Genomic DNA, 16,512 nt, shown 5'->3' with positions numbered 1-16,512 from the left:
CGCCATGGACAGTTTAAATCTGAATAAACACATCTCCGGTCAGTTTAACGCTGAGCTGGAGCACATCCGCACGCAGGTGATGATCATGGGCGGCATGGTTGAGCAGCAGCTGACCGATGCCATTACCGCCATGCATAATCTGGACGGCGAACTGGCCCAGCGCGTCATTGATGGCGACCAGAAGGTCAACATGATGGAAGTGGAGATTGATGAAGCCTGTGTGCGCATCATCGCCAAACGTCAGCCGACCGCTATCGATTTACGTCTGGTCATGGCGATTATCAAAACCATCTCCGAACTGGAACGCATCGGCGATGTTGCCGAGAAAATCAGCCGCACTGCGCTGGAGAAGTTTGGCCAGCAACATCTGCCGCTGCTGGTCAGCCTGGAATCGCTGGGCCGTCATACTGTGCAGATGCTGCATGATGTGCTGGATGCCTTTGCGCGCATGGATCTTAACGAAGCCGTGCAGATCTACCGCGAAGACAAGAAAGTGGATAAAGAGTACGAAGGCATTGTGCGTCAGCTGATGACTTACATGATGGAAGATCCTCGGACGATTCCCAGCGTTCTGACGGCGCTGTTTTGCGCCCGCGCCATCGAACGTATCGGTGACCGCTGCCAGAATATCTGCGAAATCATTTTCTACTTCGTGAAAGGTCAGGATTTCCGTCACGTGGGCGGCGACAGGCTGGACGCGCTGTTATCCGGTGACGACGACGGTAGCAACAAACCGTCTTGATCTCGCGCAACCGTGCGCCATAAGGCGCACGGCTCCGGCTATTCTGCATAGACCCCATCCTCTTAGCTCTTTATACTTGCGCCAGTTTTTTAACCAACGGGTGCGCACTCATGTCCTCTTCTTTCCCTGTTAAGCAGAGCATTACGCCTGCGAAAGCGATGCTGGCTGCCGTCAGCGGTTATGCCATGGACGGATTCGATCTGCTGATTCTCGGGTTTATGCTGCCCGCTATCAGCCTGTCGCTGGCACTGGATCCGTCACAGGCTGGTTCACTGGTGACCTGGACGCTGATCGGCGCGGTCATCGGCGGCATTGTGTTTGGCCACCTCAGCGATCGCTATGGGCGCATTCGTGTGTTAACCATCACGATACTGATGTTCTCTGTCTTTACCGGATTGTGTGCAGTGGCGCAGGGTTACTGGGATCTGCTGGCGTACCGTACGCTGGCGGGCATGGGACTGGGCGGTGAGTTTGGCATCGGCATGGCGCTGATTGCAGAAGCCTGGCCGGCAGAAAAGCGCAACCGCGCCTCGGCCTGGGTCGGCATCGGCTGGCAACTCGGCGTACTGCTGGCGGCATTTATCACCCCGCCTTTACTGAGTGTGATTGGCTGGCGCGGCATGTTCCTGGTGGGATTACTGCCCGCGCTGGTGTCATTTGTTATTCGCCGCAGCATGGGCGAACCCGAGAGCTTCACCCGTCAAATTAAACATGTTCCCTCGCTGTCCTTTCCCGCCCGACTGAAACTGCTGTTTAAAGACCGTGCCACCAGCAAAGCCAGCTTGGGGATCTTTATTCTCTGTTCCGTTCAGAACTTCGGTTATTACGGCCTGATGATCTGGATGCCCAGCTACCTGTCCTCTAACTTCGGTTTCAGTCTGACCAAATCCGGCGTCTGGACGGCAGTAACCGTGGTGGGCATGACCTTTGGCATCTGGCTGTTTGGCGTGCTGGCCGATCGCTTTGCGCGCTGGAAAATCTTCCTGCTTTACCAGTTCGGTGCGGTCGTGATGGTTGTGGTTTATGCGCAACTGCGCGATCCGACCGTGATGCTGTTTACCGGTGCGCTGATGGGCCTGTTCGTCAACGGTATGATTGGCGGCTATGGCGCATTGATCTCAGATACCTTTCCGCCGCAGGTTCGTGCGACCGCGCAGAACGTATTGTTTAATCTGGGGCGCGGCGTCGGTGGATTGGGTCCGTTGGTAATCGGGCTGCTGGCGGGTAAATTCTCCTTCGTGGCTGCTATCACGCTACTGGCCCTGATCTACCTGCTGGATATTGCAGCAACGCTGTTCCTGCTGCCGAAAAAGCAAAGCCAGGACGATGCGCTGGGGGCGATTGGTTAAAAGAAAAAGGGGCAACCCTGTTGCCCCTTTTTTCTGAATTACTGATTCATCAGCGGCAGCAACTGCTGATACAACCGACTGAACGTCTCACGTCTCGGCTGATAATGTGCATGACGAGCCGGATCTGGCTCATGGCGCTGCACCTGCTTCAGGGCCGGAATGGTCAGATTGTTATCTATTGCCATCTGCGCCAGTCGGGCGGCACCCAGCGCCGGGCCGACATCGCCACCTTCGCAGTAGTCCAGTGTTTGTCCGCTGATATCTGCCAGCATCTGCCGCCAGTAGCGACTTCGTGCTCCACCGCCAATCAGCATGATGCTTTCGGGTGTTACGCCGCAGTCGTGAACCACATCCATGCCATCCGCCAGCGCAAAACCGACGCCTTCCAGCACGGCGCGCGCCAGCTCGGGTCGCCCATGCTGGTGGGTAAACCCAAAGAAGCTGCCGCAGGCATGCGGATTATTATGCGGTGTGCGTTCACCGGAAAGATAAGGCAAAAACCACAAGGGGGGCGCATCGTCTTTTGCACGTTCCGCTTCGGCTAACAGGTGCGGGACATCATCGCAGCCCGTCAGTGACGCTGCCCAGTCCAGGCAGGAAGCGGCGCTCAGCATTACCGACATCAGGTGCCAGCGCTGCGGCAGCGCATGACAAAAGCTGTGTACCGCCTGCTCGGGATTGCTGAGATAGCCTTCGCTGACCACGAAGTACACGCCGGAGGTACCGAGTGACAACATCCCTTGCCCCGGCGCGACCATGCCGACGCCGACCGCGCCTGCCGCGTTATCGCCACCGCCCGCCACGATCGGCACCTGCGGCAGCGACCAGCGCTGCGCGATCGCGGCTGATAAAGTACCGGTAATCTGGTTGCCTTCGAACAGGGCTGGCATCTGGCTGTGATCCAGCCCGCAGGCCGCGAGCATCTCCTCACTCCAGTCACGCTTTTCCACATCCAGCCACATGGTTCCGGCTGCATCAGACATGTCGCTGGCAAACTCGCCGCTCAGGCGCCAGCGCAGGTAATCTTTAGGCAGAAGCACCCTGGCAATCCGGGCAAAAATGTCTGGTTCGTGCTGTTGCACCCATAATAGTTTGGGCGCGGTAAAACCTGGCATCATCAGGTTACCGGTGATGCGCCGAGAGTCAGGTACCCGCTGCTCCAGTTCACGGCACTGATCGCCGCTGCGTCCGTCGTTCCAGAGAATGGCGGGACGCAGCACCCTATGCTGCGCGTCCAGCAAGGTCGCGCCGTGCATCTGTCCTGTCAGGCCCACAGCTTTCACCGTGCTCAGGTCGTGCCGTTGTGCCAGTGCCTGCATTGCCTTATCCGTGGCCTGCCACCAGCTTTCGGGATCTTGCTCGCTCCATAACGGATGCGGGCGGGAAACCGTTAGTGGGGCCGTTTCCACCGCCGCCACCTGCCCTTGCACATCCAGCAACACGACTTTTACGCCGGATGTGCCGATATCGATCCCGATTACCATGTCGCGCTCCTTACGGATTAGAAGTCATAGAGGTAATGATTCACCAGGTTTTCCAGTTGCTCCTGGCGACCGCTGCGATGTTGCGGATTGAACTGCTGCTGGTGCGCATGGGCCGCGAGCGTTTCCAGTGAAAACTCACCTTTCAAAATCTGCTGACCAAACTCCCCGTTCCAGCCGCTGTAGCGCTGTGCCACGCGCTGATCAAGCTCACCGTCAGACAGCATACGCGCCGCCACTTTCAACGCCAGTGCCATCGTGTCCATGGCTCCGATGTGTCCATAGAACAGATCGTACTTGTCGGTGCTCTGCCGACGTACTTTGGCATCAAAGTTTAAGCCGCCTGTGGTAAAGCCGCCTGCTTTGATAATTTCATACATCACCAGCGCGTTCTCTTCCACGCTGACCGGGAACTGATCGGTGTCCCAGCCACACTGGGCATCACCCCGATTGGCATCGACCGAACCAAATACACCCAGCGCAATCGCCGTCGCTATTTCGTGATGGAATGAGTGACCCGCCAGCGTGGCATGGTTGGCTTCCACATTTACCTTAATCTCTTTTTCCAGGCCAAACTGCTTCAGGAAGCCATAAACCGTCGCAACGTCATAATCGTACTGATGTTTGGTCGGCTCCTGCGGTTTGGGTTCAATCAGGACCGTGCCCTGGAAGCCGATTTTGTGCTTATGTTCAACGACCATCTGCATAAAGCGGCCAATCTGCTCGCGCTCCTGGCGCAGGTCGGTATTTAACAGCGTTTCATAGCCTTCGCGTCCGCCCCACAGTACGTAGTTTTCGCCCCCCAGCGTTTGGGTCGCTTTCATTGCACTGCACACCTGACTGGCGGCCCAGGAAAACACTTCCGGATCCGGATTGGTGGCGGCACCCGCACCGTAGCGCGGATGTGTAAAGCAGTTAGCGGTGCCCCAGAGTAGTTTTAAGCCCGTTTCCTGCTGTTTCGCCTGCAACGTATCGGTCATTACCGCCAGGTTTTCGCGATAGCTTTTTATGGAGTCACCTTCAGGTGAGACGTCCACATCGTGGAAGCAGTAGTAAGGCACGTTCAGCTTGTGGAAAAACTCAAAGGCAACGTCCGCTTTCAGTTTGGCCAGCGCCAGCGCATCGCCCGCTTTTTGCCATGGACGATCAAAAGCGCCGACACCAAACATGTCCGCGCCATTCCAGCAGAAGGTGTGCCAGTAACAGGCGGCGAAGCGCAGATGCTCAGCCATGGTTTTCCCCAGGATGACTTCGTCAGGGTTGTAGTGGCGGAAGGCCAGAGGATTACTGGTTTTTGCGCCTTCGTAGCGAACGCGATCAAGCTGGTCAAAATAAGCGTGCATGGTTTGCTCCTTAACAGTGGTCCCGAATGGGTTACCCAGAAGCCATATTGTGCGTATCCGCTTTCTGACCACTCAATTACGATATTTCACACAGGCAGTAAGAGAATTATTTATTGTGCGCTTGCTCGCAAAAAAATATGACAATGAGATGACCTCATGCTGTGCAGTTTGCGGTAACGGCGAGTCTGAAAATGTTAAAATTTGGATCGCGCTCAAAAATTCAGAAATAAACCAAAAAACGTAATAGCCGGATAAAAATCAGTAATTGCTGGCAGGTAAAAATAAGGTGAACAATTCATCCGCCTGGTTCATAGCCTTACAACGACAATAACCGTTCCCTACAGGATGACCATGATGAAAATGAAACCCGCATTACTCGCTGCGCTTGCGGCGCTTACGCTGTTCAGTCAGGCCAGTCTGGCAAAAGAAGTCAAAATCGGCATGGCCATTGACGATTTACGTCTGGAACGCTGGCAAAAAGACCGCGATATCTTCGTTAAACAGGCGGAAGCAAAGGGCGCGAAAGTCTTCGTGCAGTCTGCCAATGGCAATGAAGAAACGCAAATGTCGCAAATCGAAAATATGATTAACCGCGGCGTGGATGTGCTGGTTATTATTCCCTACAACGGTCAGGTATTAAGTAACGTCGTGGCAGAAGCGAAACGCGAAGGCATTAAAGTTCTGGCCTATGATCGCATGATTAATAATGCCGATATCGATTTCTATATTTCGTTTGATAATGAAAAAGTCGGCGAAATGCAGGCCGAAAGCCTGGTGAAAAAAGTGCCCAAAGGCAATTACTTCCTGATGGGCGGATCGCCTGTCGATAATAACGCCCGCCTGTTCCGCGAAGGGCAGATGAAGGTGTTAAAACCCTCTATTGATAATGGCAGCATAAAAGTTGTCGGTGATCAGTGGGTTGATGCCTGGCTGCCGGAAAATGCACTGAAAATCATGGAAAACGCCCTGACCGCCAATAAAAACCACATCGATGCCGTTGTGGCCTCAAACGATGCTACCGCGGGGGGAGCGATCCAGGCGCTCAGCGCGCAGGGGCTGGCCGGTAAGGTCGCCATCTCCGGGCAGGATGCCGATCTGGCCGCCATCAAACGTATCATGAATGGCACGCAAACCATGACGGTGTACAAACCGATTAAAGAACTGGCGACTGAAGCAGCTAATGTCGCCGTCGAGCTGGGCAACGGTCAGACGCCAGCCAGCAATGCCAAACTCAACAACGGCCTGAAAGACGTGCCGTCGCGCCTGCTGACACCCATCGAGGTCAACAAAGACAATATCGACAGTACCGTGGTGAAAGACGGTTTCCACAAGAAGAGTGAACTCTGATCGCCATCCTGCGAAGGAGAAGACCGATGTTGCTGGAAATGAAAAATATCACCAAGCGTTTCGGCGCGGTGAAGGCGCTGGACAACGTCAGCCTGCAACTGGATGCCGGTGAAGTGCTGTCGTTGTGTGGTGAAAACGGCTCTGGCAAATCGACCCTGATGAAAATCCTGTGCGGACTGTATCCGCACGGGGAGTTTGAGGGGCAGATTCAGTTTTCCGGGGACCCGATCCAGGCACAGACTATTCGCGATACCGAACGCAAAGGGATTGTCATTATCCATCAGGAGCTGGCGCTGGTACGGCAACTGACCGTGATGGAGAACATCTTCCTGGGCGCAGAGCTGGGGCGCTTTGGCATGGTGGACGATGAAACCATGACGCTGCGCTGCCAGCAGTTGCTGGAACGGGTCAAACTTAACGTCTCGCCCGACACGCGCGTGGGTGAGCTGGGCCTGGGGCAGCAGCAGCTGGTGGAGATTGCGCGGGCGCTCAACAAACAGGTGCGGCTGCTTATCCTCGATGAGCCGACGTCCTCGCTGACCGAGCAGGAAACCACGGTACTGCTCAGTATCATCCACAACCTGCGCGAGCACGGTATCGCCTGTATTTATATCTCGCACAAACTGAACGAGGTGCGGGCGATTTCGGACACCATCTGCGTGATTCGCGATGGTCAGCATATTGCCACTCGTCCGGCGGCGGGCCTGAGTGAGGACGATATCATCACCATGATGGTCGGACGTGAACTCACGGCGCTCTATCCACATTCACCTCACGAGATTGGCGACACGGTGCTGCAGGTCAGCAACCTGACGGCCTGGCACCCGGTCAACCGCCACATCAAGCGCGTGAATAACCTGTCCTTTACCCTGCGTAAGGGAGAGATCCTTGGTATCGCCGGATTAGTCGGTGCTGGCCGAACGGAAACCGTTCAGTGTCTGTTTGGCGTCTGGCCTGGTCGCTGGCAGGGTGAGATCCGGATTAACGGCAACAAAGTGACTATCCGCGACTGTCAGGAGGCGATCGCGCACGGCATTGCCATGGTACCGGAGGATCGCAAAAAGTCGGCATTGTGCCGCTGATGGGCGTGGGCAAAAACATCACTCTGGCGGCGCTGGATCAGTTCAGCCAGCGCCTGTCCACAATTGACGAAGCCAGCGAGCTGCACGCCATTAATGCCGCTATCGCCCGCCTGCGGGTCAAAACCTCGTCACCTGAACTGCCGATTGGCCGCCTCAGCGGCGGCAACCAGCAAAAAGCGATTCTGGCGAAATGCCTGCTGCTCAATCCAAAAATTCTGATTCTGGATGAGCCCACGCGCGGTATTGATGTGGGTGCGCGGCAGGAAATTTATGTGCTTATCAATGCGCTGGTACAGCAGGGCATCTCCGTCATTGTGATCTCGTCTGAGTTGCCCGAAGTGCTGGGCCTCAGCGACCGCATTCTGGTGATGCATGAAGGGCAAATCAAAGCCGATCTGATTAACGACAATCTGACTCAGGAGCAGGTGATGGAAGCCGCTCTGCGGAGTGAACATTATGCTTAACAGCGAAACCAAGCCCGCCGTATCGACGCCGGCCAACAAGCCCGTCTCCAGCAAGCTCGGCCTGCGTAATTTGCAGGTGCTGGTCATGCTGGGGGCGATTGTGTTGATTGCCCTGTTTTTTACCTGGACTACTGACGGTGCCTGGCTCAGCCCGCGCAACGTCTCTAACCTGCTGCGCCAGACAGCGATAACCGGCATCCTGGCGGTGGGCATGGTGTTTGTTATTATCTCCGCTGAGATCGACCTCTCAGTTGGCTCTATGATGGGGCTGCTGGGCGGCGCGGCGGCGATCTTTGACGTCTGGCTGGGCTGGCCGCTGCCACTGACCATTGTGGTCACGCTGGTGCTTGGCCTGCTGCTGGGCACCTGGAATGGCTGGTGGGTGGCCTACCGCAAGGTGCCTTCGTTTATCGTAACGCTGGCCGGTATGCTGGCGTTTCGCGGCATCCTGGTCGGTATCACCGACGGAACTACCGTTGCCCCGACCAGTCCGGCGATGTCCCAGATTGGGCAAAGCTATTTGCCAGGCGGCTTCGGTTTTGGTTTTGGCTTTATCGGCCTGGCACTGTTTATTCTGTGGCAGTGGCGCTTACGGCTGCGTCGTCAGCAGTTGGGGCTGGCTCAACCGGCGGCGACAAGCACCGTGGCACGCCAGGCGATCACCGCCGTGCTGGTGCTGGGGGCGATCTGGCTGCTGAATGATTACCGTGGCGTACCTACTCCGGTACTGCTGCTGGCATTGCTGCTGCTGGCGGGAATGTTTATGGCCACCCGCACGGCTTTTGGCCGCCGCATTTACGCCATCGGCGGCAATATTGATGCCGCCCGGCTTTCCGGTATCAATGTGGCGCGCACCAAGCTGGCGGTGTTTGCCATCAATGGCCTGATGGTGGCGATCGCGGGGCTGATCCTCAGCTCACGTCTGGGCGCGGGATCGCCTTCTGCCGGGAACATCGCCGAACTGGATGCGATTGCAGCCTGTGTTATCGGCGGCACCAGCCTGGCTGGCGGCGTCGGATCCGTCGCCGGGGCGGTGATGGGCGCGTTTATCATGGCCTCGCTGGATAACGGCATGAGCATGATGGATGTGCCGACCTTCTGGCAGTACATCGTAAAAGGGGCGATTTTGCTGCTGGCGGTCTGGATGGACACCGCAACGCGCCGCCGTATGTAATCGTGTGAACGATCACACTGTGGCGCAAACCATTTCTGTGATGCATCCAGCTGTGCTATGCAATTCGCTGGGAGTTAACGGGACGCTGCCACTATGCATGAGAAACGATACCGCATTACCCTGCTGTTTAACGCCAACAAGGTTTACGATCGTCAGGTGGTTGAAGGCGTTGGCGAGTATTTACAAGCTTCACAGACAAACTGGGATATTTTCATTGAGGAGGATTTCCGCTGCCGCATTGACAATATCCATGAGTGGCTGGGCGACGGCGTGATTGCGGATTATGACGACAGCGCCATTCAGCGTTCGCTGGCAGACGTGGCGGTGCCGGTCGTCGGTGTGGGTGGCTCCTATCATCGTGAAGAGGATTACCCGCCGGTACACTACATTGCCACCGACAACAGCGCGCTGGTGGAAAGTGCCTTCCTGCACCTGAAAGCGCGCGGTATCAACCGTTTTGCATTTTACGGTTTGCCGGCTTCCAGTGGTAAATGCTGGGCACAGGAGCGCGAACTGGCGTTTCGCCAACGCGTCATGCGTGAGCGCTATATGGGCGTGGTTTATCAGGGCATGGAAACCGCCTCTGAGAACTGGCAGCACGCGCAAAACCGCCTGGCCGACTGGCTGCAAACCCTTCCCCCGCATACCGGCATTATTGCTGTCACTGATGCACGTGCGCGTCATCTGCTGCAGGCCTGCGAGCACCTGAAGATTCCGGTGCCTGAGAAGCTGTGCGTAATTGGCATCGACAACGAAGAACTGACCCGTTATCTCTCTCGCGTCGCGCTTTCCTCGGTAGTTCAGGGTTCACGACAGATGGGTTATCAGGCCGCTAAGCTGTTACACCGCCTGCTGGATAAGCAGGTTCTGCCGCTCCAGCGCATTCTGGTACCGCCAGTGAAAGTGATTGCCCGCCGCTCAACCGATTTCCGCTCGCTGCACGATCCGGCAGTGATTCAGGCGATGCATTTTATCCGTTTTAACGCCTGTAAGGGCATTAAGGTGGAGCAGGTACTGGATGCCATTGGCCTGTCGCGTTCTAACCTGGAGAAACGTTTCCGTGACGAAACCGGCGATACGATTCACGCCATGATCCATCGCGAAAAGCTGGAAAAGGCAAAGGAACTGCTGGCGGGCTCGTCACTCAGTATCAATGAAATCTCGCAGATGTGTGGTTATCCCTCATTGCAGTATTTCTATTCGGTGTTCAAGAAGAGCTATGCGACGACACCGAAAGAGTACAGGCAGGAAAATGGAGAAGTGGCGTAAGAAGGCGATGTTGGCATTTCTGTGAGTACATGAATGAACCGATGACCTGTCGCCATCATCTATAAGGAAGCCGGTCCGAATGGCCTGGGCTGGCTTTCCACTTATATTTTCTCTGAAAGACAAGACGAGAATGTCAGAATGAATATATTCAACTGAGTAACACCGTAAGGCATATTAAAGTAGCTATAAAAGAGTTAATTTTTTGATTTATATAATGAATTATTCAAAATTTTCTGAGGTTATGTTCTGTTAAACAGTGTGGCAGAGCTTGCTGTCACTCTGTTTAACAATCACCATGATCCATGGTCACCCTTTTTTTGAGGGACTGTGTAGTTCAGTGCTTTTCTGACAGACTGTCGAAAATATACTTCTTTATATTATGGTTTTCTTTGAGAAAGGGCTGGGCCGCCGCCTCGCTTAAGTAGGGATCGCAAAATCCCAGAGCCATTCGTAATACCCTGGTTGACTGCGCCTGCGCTGTCATCGTTATTATGGTCATCAGCCACGATTTTACAGACTCCATCGCATTAAGATAGCTTCTGAGGGAGACTGCTGCTTTACTGATTGAGCAGGCTCCAACAAGCCGTCAGTCGCTGTTTTCGTATCCGCGATGTGTAGCGTCGTCATGGCATTACAGCGGCGAGTTATCTGGCCCATCGACTAAAAGGAACGTCAATGCTTAACGTTCGTAATGCCCTGCCGGATGATTACGCAGCCTGGCTGGGGCTCTGGAAAGATTACCTGCTGTTTTATGGTCATCACCTGGATGAGAGCGTCACGCTATCTACCTGGCAGAGAATCCATTCACCTGACTCCGCGCTCATGTGTCGACTCGCCGAACAAAACGGCAGCGTGATCGGTTTCGCGATATGTGTGATACACGAGGGGACCTGGGTCACTCGGCCCGTATGCTATCTGGAAGATCTCTTTGTTAAGGAAAACAAGCGCGGCGTAGGTGCGGGAAAAGCCCTAATCGTGGCAGTCTGCGATGAAGCCCGTGAACTGGGCTGGGCGAAAGTATATTGGGTGACAAATGAAAACAATCCTGCCCGCAGATTGTACGATAAGCTGGCACAGGTGGATGATATTGTCCGTTATAACATCAGGCTCTGAGCATCAATCCGCTGGGCTACAGGCCTGAAATCACGATGGATACTGTCTCCAGAATCACCTTCAGCCTTTAAAGGATGCAAGATGGCTAATCGGGAACATCATTACCATATTCACATTCGCTGGACCGGTAACCGTGGCAGCGGTACAGATTCCTACACCGCGTACGACCGCAATGGTGAGCTTGCCGCTGAGGGGAAAGCGACCATCGCACTGAGTGCCGATCCGGCCTTTCGGGGCGATGCCACGCGCTGGAATCCCGAAGAACTGTTGCTGGCCTCGGCGTCCGCCTGCCATAAATTATGGTATCTGCATCTGTGCGCTGATGCCGGTATCATCGTCGAGGCTTATGAGGATGCGGCGGAGGGCACAATGGTCGAGGGTGAGCGGGGGCATTTCACGCAAATCACGCTGAAGCCGTTGGTCACATTGCGCGATCCGGCGGACGCTGCGCGCGCAGAAGCGCTGCACCACGATGCTCACGATGCGTGTTTTATCGCGAATTCGCTGAATTTTCCGGTGAGTTTTGTGCCGCGGTTTGTTTCACGATAAGCAGTGTGCTTCACGGTACTGTTAATCATGCTTAAGTTTTGCGTATATGTGCCGATACTTTATGCGCCACTGGCGAAATCCGTCGCCAGTATTATGTGACCCCCGTTTGGGGCTCAGTCAACATAAGGAGCAACTGCATGGATATTCAGCAACTCACAACGCTGTCTGCAGGGTTAGATCAATGGCAGGCACGTGGTGAAGCCAATGCGACGCTGTTAAAGAAAACCCTGAACCAACAGGCAGATACCATCACTACACTGGTGGAAGGCGTTACTGCCCTTCCCGCGAACCCGGCTGTAGGGCGGAACATTAACACCACCGCCTGATTATTCTGCTCCAGGTTCCCCGGGCGGATCATGTCGTACCGCCCGCTTTATTCCCTTTCCCCGTCGGCTGACTCTCCCTTCATCCCTTCGCTGCAATTTTTTCCAATACCTGAGCTGAGTAAAAGAATGAAATAAGGTGTCACTCACGTTCAGGCAGGGAACTCAATGACGCCGCTTCAGTTTACGCTTCGCTCTCCGGAATGGGCTCTTTTTACAGAATTTACAGGCACATATCAGGTGGCGCAGCGCGAGGTTCTTTCGTGCAGGAGTGCAGTGCGATGATGTCCTTTTCGACGGGGTTTTTCTTAAGTCTGTCACTGTGTCTGGATATCGGCATTGCCAACATCGCAATGATTACGCTGGCAATGCAGCGGGGGTATTTTCAGGGATTTTCGCTGGGCATCGGCACCTGTATAGGCGATCTTTTTTATGCCGTGCTGGCGCTGGCGGGCATGGCGGTGTTACTGCAATTCGAGATAGTGCGATGGATAATCTGGGCGGGTGGAGGGCTTCTGCTGACAGGGTTCACCGTTAAAATGCTGATGGCTGCCTTCAGTACAGTTAACGATATCGACACATCACAGGTGACTGTCAGGCTGTCGCTGTTCCGTGAGTTCCGTCGCGGAATTGTACTGGCCCTGTCCTCACCCACCGCCATTCTGTGGTTTGCGACGGTGGGTGGCGCGCTCATTTCCCGTTTCGGGGAGCAAAACCTTACCGGAACCACGCTATTTCTGAGCGGTTTTTTTCTGGCCGGGGTGATATGGACGGGTGTGCTCTGTCTGGTTGGCAGCGTGGGCGGCAGGCTATTAGGACAAAAGTTGTTGAGATATTCCTACATGCTTTCTGCCCTTATCTTTGCCTGTTTTGCTTTTTACGTCATCGTTTCAGGTTATAAAGAATTTTTGCTTTCCTGAACCTACCTGTGAAGCATAGTGTTTGGGCGTGGTGCCCATTACTTTGCGAAACGCATTGATAAAATGGCTTTGATCGTAAAATCCCAGGCGATGCGCGGCGTCCAGAGGATGCTGATTCTGTCGCAGAAGCGCCCGCGCTGCACACAGGCGAAGCTGCATGTGATACTGCAAAGGTGGAAGCCCGGTATAAGCAGTAAAACGCCTCACCAGCGCGTATTTGCTTATTCCCGCTACCTGCACCAATGCATTCAGCGTAAGCTTCATGTTCACATGCTGGCGCATAAAAGCAATGATGCGGTCCAGGTCTTTATCGACCACGGCATCTCGCGTGACTTTCTCAGAGAACAATTCTGCGCACAACAGCAAAAGTGCCTGCTCTTCCTCTTCGCTGTCATGGTGTTGTGTCAGTTGGGCATAGCGACATATAGCGTTAAATAACGCCTGATGCGTGAAAACGCCTTCAGCTAAAACGGGTGCCTCACGGTGACTGCTGAGATTTTGGCTGAGATTGAATGTTTTTAATAGCGTCTGCGGAATATGGATGCTGAGGAATTCAGCGCCGTGCTGATCGAAACGTGAAGACTGGATGCTGGCCGGATTATACAGAGTGATCTGGCCCGCATTGACCTGCAGTGTCTGGCCATTAAGTGTGATTTCCTCAATGCCCGACAGGTTGGCGCTAAGCACATATTCATCGTGCGTGTGTTTTGGAAAGGTTGCGTTATGCGCTTTAACGCGCGAGCACTCCATACCATTGCGACTAAACCAGTCCAGAGCGTACAGCGCCATTAAAGCTCTCCTCCACAAAATATCAGCGCGCAGATGGCGCTGATAAAGCCTCTCAGCAGACTATATCACCCCGATGAAAAGACGCACATTAACGCGTAATATTCCAGTCGCTTTTGCCACAGGAAAAAACAGGTAGTTAAAGAAAAGAGCGGAGGAGGGCAAAAAGGCATGATTTTTTAGGATTACTGGCAAATTTTAGTGCGCTTTGTTTACCTGGAAAGCCGAAAGCCGTGACAAACAAACCCATCCGCTCTCTGGAATCTAAGCCATGGGTTAACACGTAAGAAACCAACAGGGGAAAAGGGCGCGCTACGTACTAACGTGCGCAAGCAATAAAGCATTATCCTGTTTGTTGTCTGGCAGCAGTCATCAAGATGTGTGCGCTTAAAAGCGCACAACCTTCGCAGTTAACCGCTCTTAGCGCGCAGATAAGATCTGCCAGACAGGTGAGATATCCTTAATCCCTGGCATAGCAAAACGTGAAATATAGCTGCAGCTCGCGCTGAGCCTCTGCTTCTTCTGCCTCAGTCACCCTTACCAAAAACGTTATATGTCAATTCCGCAAAGTCGGCATGAGGTTTTAGCTATCAGCGTGATAGATAGCAGGGTCACAATTGCGGCACTTATTGTTAACTTTGTATTAATAACTATGGTTATCATTACTCCCATCGAAAGCACACTGCTTTCCCGCTTACATGATAAGGAACCGGATTATGAAAACCATGAAAACACTTTCCCTTGCTGCCGTTGCTGCGCTTTCACTGATGTCAGCCTCTGCTTTTGCGCAAACTGTCACCGCAACGGGTTCAACCCTTGATGGTACCGAAGCGAAAATTGCAGCCCAGGCTGAACAGCAGGGTGCGCAGTACAGAATCATCGAAGCCAACACGAACGACCGTGTCCACATGACCGCCGAGCTGTATAAATAACCGCGTCGTGTTGAAAGATGCGCAAAGAGCTGCCTGATGGCAGCTTTTTTTTGGTCGCTGCAGAGCGTGAAAAGGACGGTTTATGTCGACAGTGACGTAAACCCGGTGTGCAAATAATTTTCCACTTAATGTCAGTCATTACGTTTTAACGCGGCCAAAAAATAAAGGGCGTTGTATTCATCCTTTAATTAACGTTATTAGCCCGGTCACAATCTGTTGCCTGTTTATTCTCCATTGTCTCAAGCCTGCTCTTTCTTCTGCCGATAAACTCTCCAGACCACTCAACATGGCAGTATAAAAATGACAATTCTAAAAAAATTATTTTCCCTTTTCTCAAAACACCAGCATAAACACGCCGCCGATTCGCTCAAAGCACTGAATGATGCCATTCCGATCATCGAGTTTACGCCAGAAGGCACGATCCTTCGGGCAAATGATCTTTTTCTCAACAAGATGGGCTATGAGATAAAAGAAATCGTGGGTCGTCATCACAGCATGTTTTGCTCGCCCTCGCTGGTCAACTCAGCCGAGTATCGCCAGTTCTGGCTACGGCTGGCCAGCGGCAAGAGCTTCAGCGGTAAATACCTGCGTTTAGGCAAAGATAATCATCCCGTCTGGCTGGAAGCCAGCTATGTGCCAGTAAAAGATCGGCAGGGTCGGGTGATTAAGGTCATCAAGCTGGCGGCTGATATTTCCGAGCGTATCAGCGAAGCGCAGCAGCAGGATGCCATGGTACAGGCGATCAGCCGCTCAATGGCCGTCATTGCATTTAATAAGGCCGGGGAAGTACTGGAGGTGAATGAAAACTTCCTGAAAGCGACCGGCTACAAAGCCGATGAGATCCTCGGGCGGCATCACCGTATGTTTTGCTCTGAGGAACTGCGTAACAGCCAGGAATATCAGCAGTTCTGGCAACGCCTGAACCAGGGCGAATTTTTTTCCGGCCAGTATCCGCGCCTTAACCGCCAGGGTAAAACCATCTGGCTGCGTGCAACCTATAACCCGGTTTTTGATACCGAAGGCCGGTTATATAAGATCGTGAAATTCGCGACGGATGTGACGGAGCAGGTGTTGCAAAACCAGCAGGAAAACGAAGCCGCTCAGCACGCATGGAAGATGGCGCAACAGACACGTGAAAGCTCGGTAACGGGTGCCGATGTCATCGAAGACAGCGTCAGAACGATGGCGGACATCGCCAATGAGATGAACAGCGTTTCGGCGGATGTCTTTGGCCTGAACGGCCAGTCTGACCGGATTGCCGATATGGTGCATTCCATTCGCAATATCGCCGAGCAGACGCGCTTTATTGCGCTGAATGCAGCCATTGAGGCTGCCCGCGCCGGCACGTCGGGGCGCAGTTTTGCCATCGTAGCCGCCGAGGTACGCACGCTGGCGGCACGTATTAACGAAGCGACAGAAGAAATAGGACGCGTGGTGTCCAGTAATAATCAGCTGGCGAAAAAGGTGCTGGAAGACATCGAAAATAACCTGAAAAACACGGCGCGTGGAGTCAATCTTATGCGTCAGGCGGGTGAGGTAATCGCCAGTATTCAGAGCAATTCTGAGCGCGTCGAGGAAGCGGTCAGAAACGTTTCCCGTTCATCCACGCCACATCCTGTCTGAGTATTTTTTCCGGTC

At 53.9% G+C, this 16,512-nt stretch carries 14 protein-coding genes and 1 pseudogene; 12 read left to right on the top strand and 3 right to left on the bottom strand.

Annotation, left to right across the window (positions count from 1 at the left end; genetic code table 11):
- The first annotated feature begins 4 nt into the window (after window positions 1-4).
- On the top strand, window positions 5-742 hold the full coding sequence (gene phoU / locus RAC60_RS15280) for a phosphate signaling complex protein PhoU (protein WP_006121211.1): 738 nt from the start codon (window positions 5-7) through the stop codon (window positions 740-742).
- Between the two features lie 110 nt (window positions 743-852).
- Entirely contained in the window at window positions 853-2,091 is a 1,239-nt protein-coding gene (locus tag RAC60_RS15275) for an MFS transporter (protein WP_110268683.1), read from the top strand.
- A 38-nt stretch (window positions 2,092-2,129) separates the two neighbouring features.
- On the opposite strand, the gene xylB is transcribed toward RAC60_RS15275, so the two are convergent.
- On the bottom strand, window positions 2,130-3,575 hold the full coding sequence (xylB, locus tag RAC60_RS15270; RefSeq protein WP_375093979.1) for a xylulokinase: 1,446 nt from the start codon (window positions 3,573-3,575) through the stop codon (window positions 2,130-2,132).
- 17 nt (window positions 3,576-3,592) lie between these two features.
- Complete coding sequence (xylA, locus tag RAC60_RS15265) at window positions 3,593-4,915, bottom strand: xylose isomerase (protein WP_375093978.1); 1,323 nt, start codon at window positions 4,913-4,915, stop codon at window positions 3,593-3,595.
- Between the two features lie 354 nt (window positions 4,916-5,269).
- Between xylA and xylF the strand changes: the two genes are divergently transcribed.
- The 8 genes and pseudogenes from xylF to RAC60_RS15225 all read left to right on the top strand — a co-directional run bounded on the left by xylF (window position 5,270) and on the right by RAC60_RS15225 (window position 13,156).
- Complete coding sequence (gene xylF, locus RAC60_RS15260) at window positions 5,270-6,262, top strand: D-xylose ABC transporter substrate-binding protein (RefSeq protein ID WP_039339152.1); 993 nt, start codon at window positions 5,270-5,272, stop codon at window positions 6,260-6,262.
- A 26-nt stretch (window positions 6,263-6,288) separates the two neighbouring features.
- Window positions 6,289-7,808: pseudogene (locus tag RAC60_RS15255) on the top strand (xylose ABC transporter ATP-binding protein).
- Entirely contained in the window at window positions 7,801-8,982 is a 1,182-nt protein-coding gene (xylH, locus tag RAC60_RS15250; RefSeq protein ID WP_375093977.1) for a xylose ABC transporter permease XylH, read from the top strand. The pseudogene RAC60_RS15255 and the gene xylH overlap by 8 nt, the downstream one beginning before the upstream one ends.
- 93 nt (window positions 8,983-9,075) lie before the next feature.
- The gene (gene xylR / locus RAC60_RS15245) at window positions 9,076-10,251 is read left to right on the top strand and encodes a D-xylose utilization transcriptional activator XylR (protein WP_375093976.1); all 1,176 of its coding nucleotides are present in this window, start codon (window positions 9,076-9,078) and stop codon (window positions 10,249-10,251) included.
- Window positions 10,252-10,926: 675 nt separating this feature from the next.
- On the top strand, window positions 10,927-11,364 hold the full coding sequence (locus RAC60_RS15240) for a GNAT family N-acetyltransferase (RefSeq protein ID WP_375093975.1): 438 nt from the start codon (window positions 10,927-10,929) through the stop codon (window positions 11,362-11,364).
- An 81-nt stretch (window positions 11,365-11,445) separates the two neighbouring features.
- On the top strand, window positions 11,446-11,913 hold the full coding sequence (locus RAC60_RS15235) for an OsmC family protein (protein WP_205950909.1): 468 nt from the start codon (window positions 11,446-11,448) through the stop codon (window positions 11,911-11,913).
- 137 nt (window positions 11,914-12,050) lie between these two features.
- On the top strand, window positions 12,051-12,239 hold the full coding sequence (locus tag RAC60_RS15230; protein ID WP_006121221.1) for a YjfB family protein: 189 nt from the start codon (window positions 12,051-12,053) through the stop codon (window positions 12,237-12,239).
- A 278-nt stretch (window positions 12,240-12,517) separates the two neighbouring features.
- Window positions 12,518-13,156 (top strand): LysE family transporter, encoded by a 639-nt coding sequence (locus RAC60_RS15225; RefSeq protein WP_033737253.1) that lies wholly within the window; start codon window positions 12,518-12,520, stop codon window positions 13,154-13,156.
- Here RAC60_RS15225 and RAC60_RS15220 read toward each other — a convergent pair.
- Complete coding sequence (locus RAC60_RS15220; RefSeq protein WP_058701543.1) at window positions 13,127-13,945, bottom strand: AraC family transcriptional regulator; 819 nt, start codon at window positions 13,943-13,945, stop codon at window positions 13,127-13,129. The two genes, RAC60_RS15225 and RAC60_RS15220, sit on opposite strands and share 30 nt — an antisense overlap.
- 713 nt (window positions 13,946-14,658) lie before the next feature.
- On the opposite strand from RAC60_RS15220, the gene RAC60_RS15215 reads away from it, so the two are divergent.
- Window positions 14,659-14,874 (top strand): YdgH/BhsA/McbA-like domain containing protein, encoded by a 216-nt coding sequence (locus RAC60_RS15215; protein WP_033737256.1) that lies wholly within the window; start codon window positions 14,659-14,661, stop codon window positions 14,872-14,874.
- Window positions 14,875-15,174: 300 nt separating this feature from the next.
- Window positions 15,175-16,497 carry a PAS domain-containing methyl-accepting chemotaxis protein gene (locus RAC60_RS15210; protein ID WP_058701542.1) on the top strand — a complete coding sequence of 441 codons (1,323 nt, stop codon included), beginning with the start codon at window positions 15,175-15,177 and terminating at the stop codon, window positions 16,495-16,497.
- Window positions 16,498-16,512 lie beyond the last annotated feature (15 nt).

This window comes from Pantoea sp. BR_17 (assembly GCF_041955125.1).
Taxonomy (GTDB): Bacteria; Pseudomonadota; Gammaproteobacteria; order Enterobacterales; family Enterobacteriaceae; genus Pantoea; species Pantoea stewartii.
Note: the sequence above shows the minus strand (reverse complement) of the source record. Positions and strands in the feature narration are given on the sequence as shown.

Excerpts from the sequence above, each read along its gene's own strand:
- RAC60_RS15215 (WP_033737256.1), top strand. The coding sequence starts at position 14,659 with ATGAAAACCATGAAAACACTTTCCCTTGCTGCCGTTGCTGCGCTTTCA.
- RAC60_RS15230 (WP_006121221.1), top strand. The coding sequence starts at position 12,051 with ATGGATATTCAGCAACTCACAACGCTGTCTGCAGGGTTAGATCAATGG.
- RAC60_RS15225 (WP_033737253.1), top strand. The coding sequence starts at position 12,518 with ATGATGTCCTTTTCGACGGGGTTTTTCTTAAGTCTGTCACTGTGTCTG.
- xylR (WP_375093976.1), top strand. The coding sequence starts at position 9,076 with ATGCATGAGAAACGATACCGCATTACCCTGCTGTTTAACGCCAACAAG.
- xylF (WP_039339152.1), top strand. The coding sequence starts at position 5,270 with ATGAAAATGAAACCCGCATTACTCGCTGCGCTTGCGGCGCTTACGCTG.
- phoU (WP_006121211.1), top strand. The coding sequence starts at position 5 with ATGGACAGTTTAAATCTGAATAAACACATCTCCGGTCAGTTTAACGCT.
- xylB (WP_375093979.1), bottom strand. The coding sequence starts at position 3,575 with ATGGTAATCGGGATCGATATCGGCACATCCGGCGTAAAAGTCGTGTTG.
- RAC60_RS15210 (WP_058701542.1), top strand. The coding sequence starts at position 15,175 with ATGACAATTCTAAAAAAATTATTTTCCCTTTTCTCAAAACACCAGCAT.
- xylH (WP_375093977.1), top strand. The coding sequence starts at position 7,801 with ATGCTTAACAGCGAAACCAAGCCCGCCGTATCGACGCCGGCCAACAAG.
- RAC60_RS15275 (WP_110268683.1), top strand. The coding sequence starts at position 853 with ATGTCCTCTTCTTTCCCTGTTAAGCAGAGCATTACGCCTGCGAAAGCG.
- RAC60_RS15235 (WP_205950909.1), top strand. The coding sequence starts at position 11,446 with ATGGCTAATCGGGAACATCATTACCATATTCACATTCGCTGGACCGGT.
- xylA (WP_375093978.1), bottom strand. The coding sequence starts at position 4,915 with ATGCACGCTTATTTTGACCAGCTTGATCGCGTTCGCTACGAAGGCGCA.
- RAC60_RS15220 (WP_058701543.1), bottom strand. The coding sequence starts at position 13,945 with ATGGCGCTGTACGCTCTGGACTGGTTTAGTCGCAATGGTATGGAGTGC.
- RAC60_RS15240 (WP_375093975.1), top strand. The coding sequence starts at position 10,927 with ATGCTTAACGTTCGTAATGCCCTGCCGGATGATTACGCAGCCTGGCTG.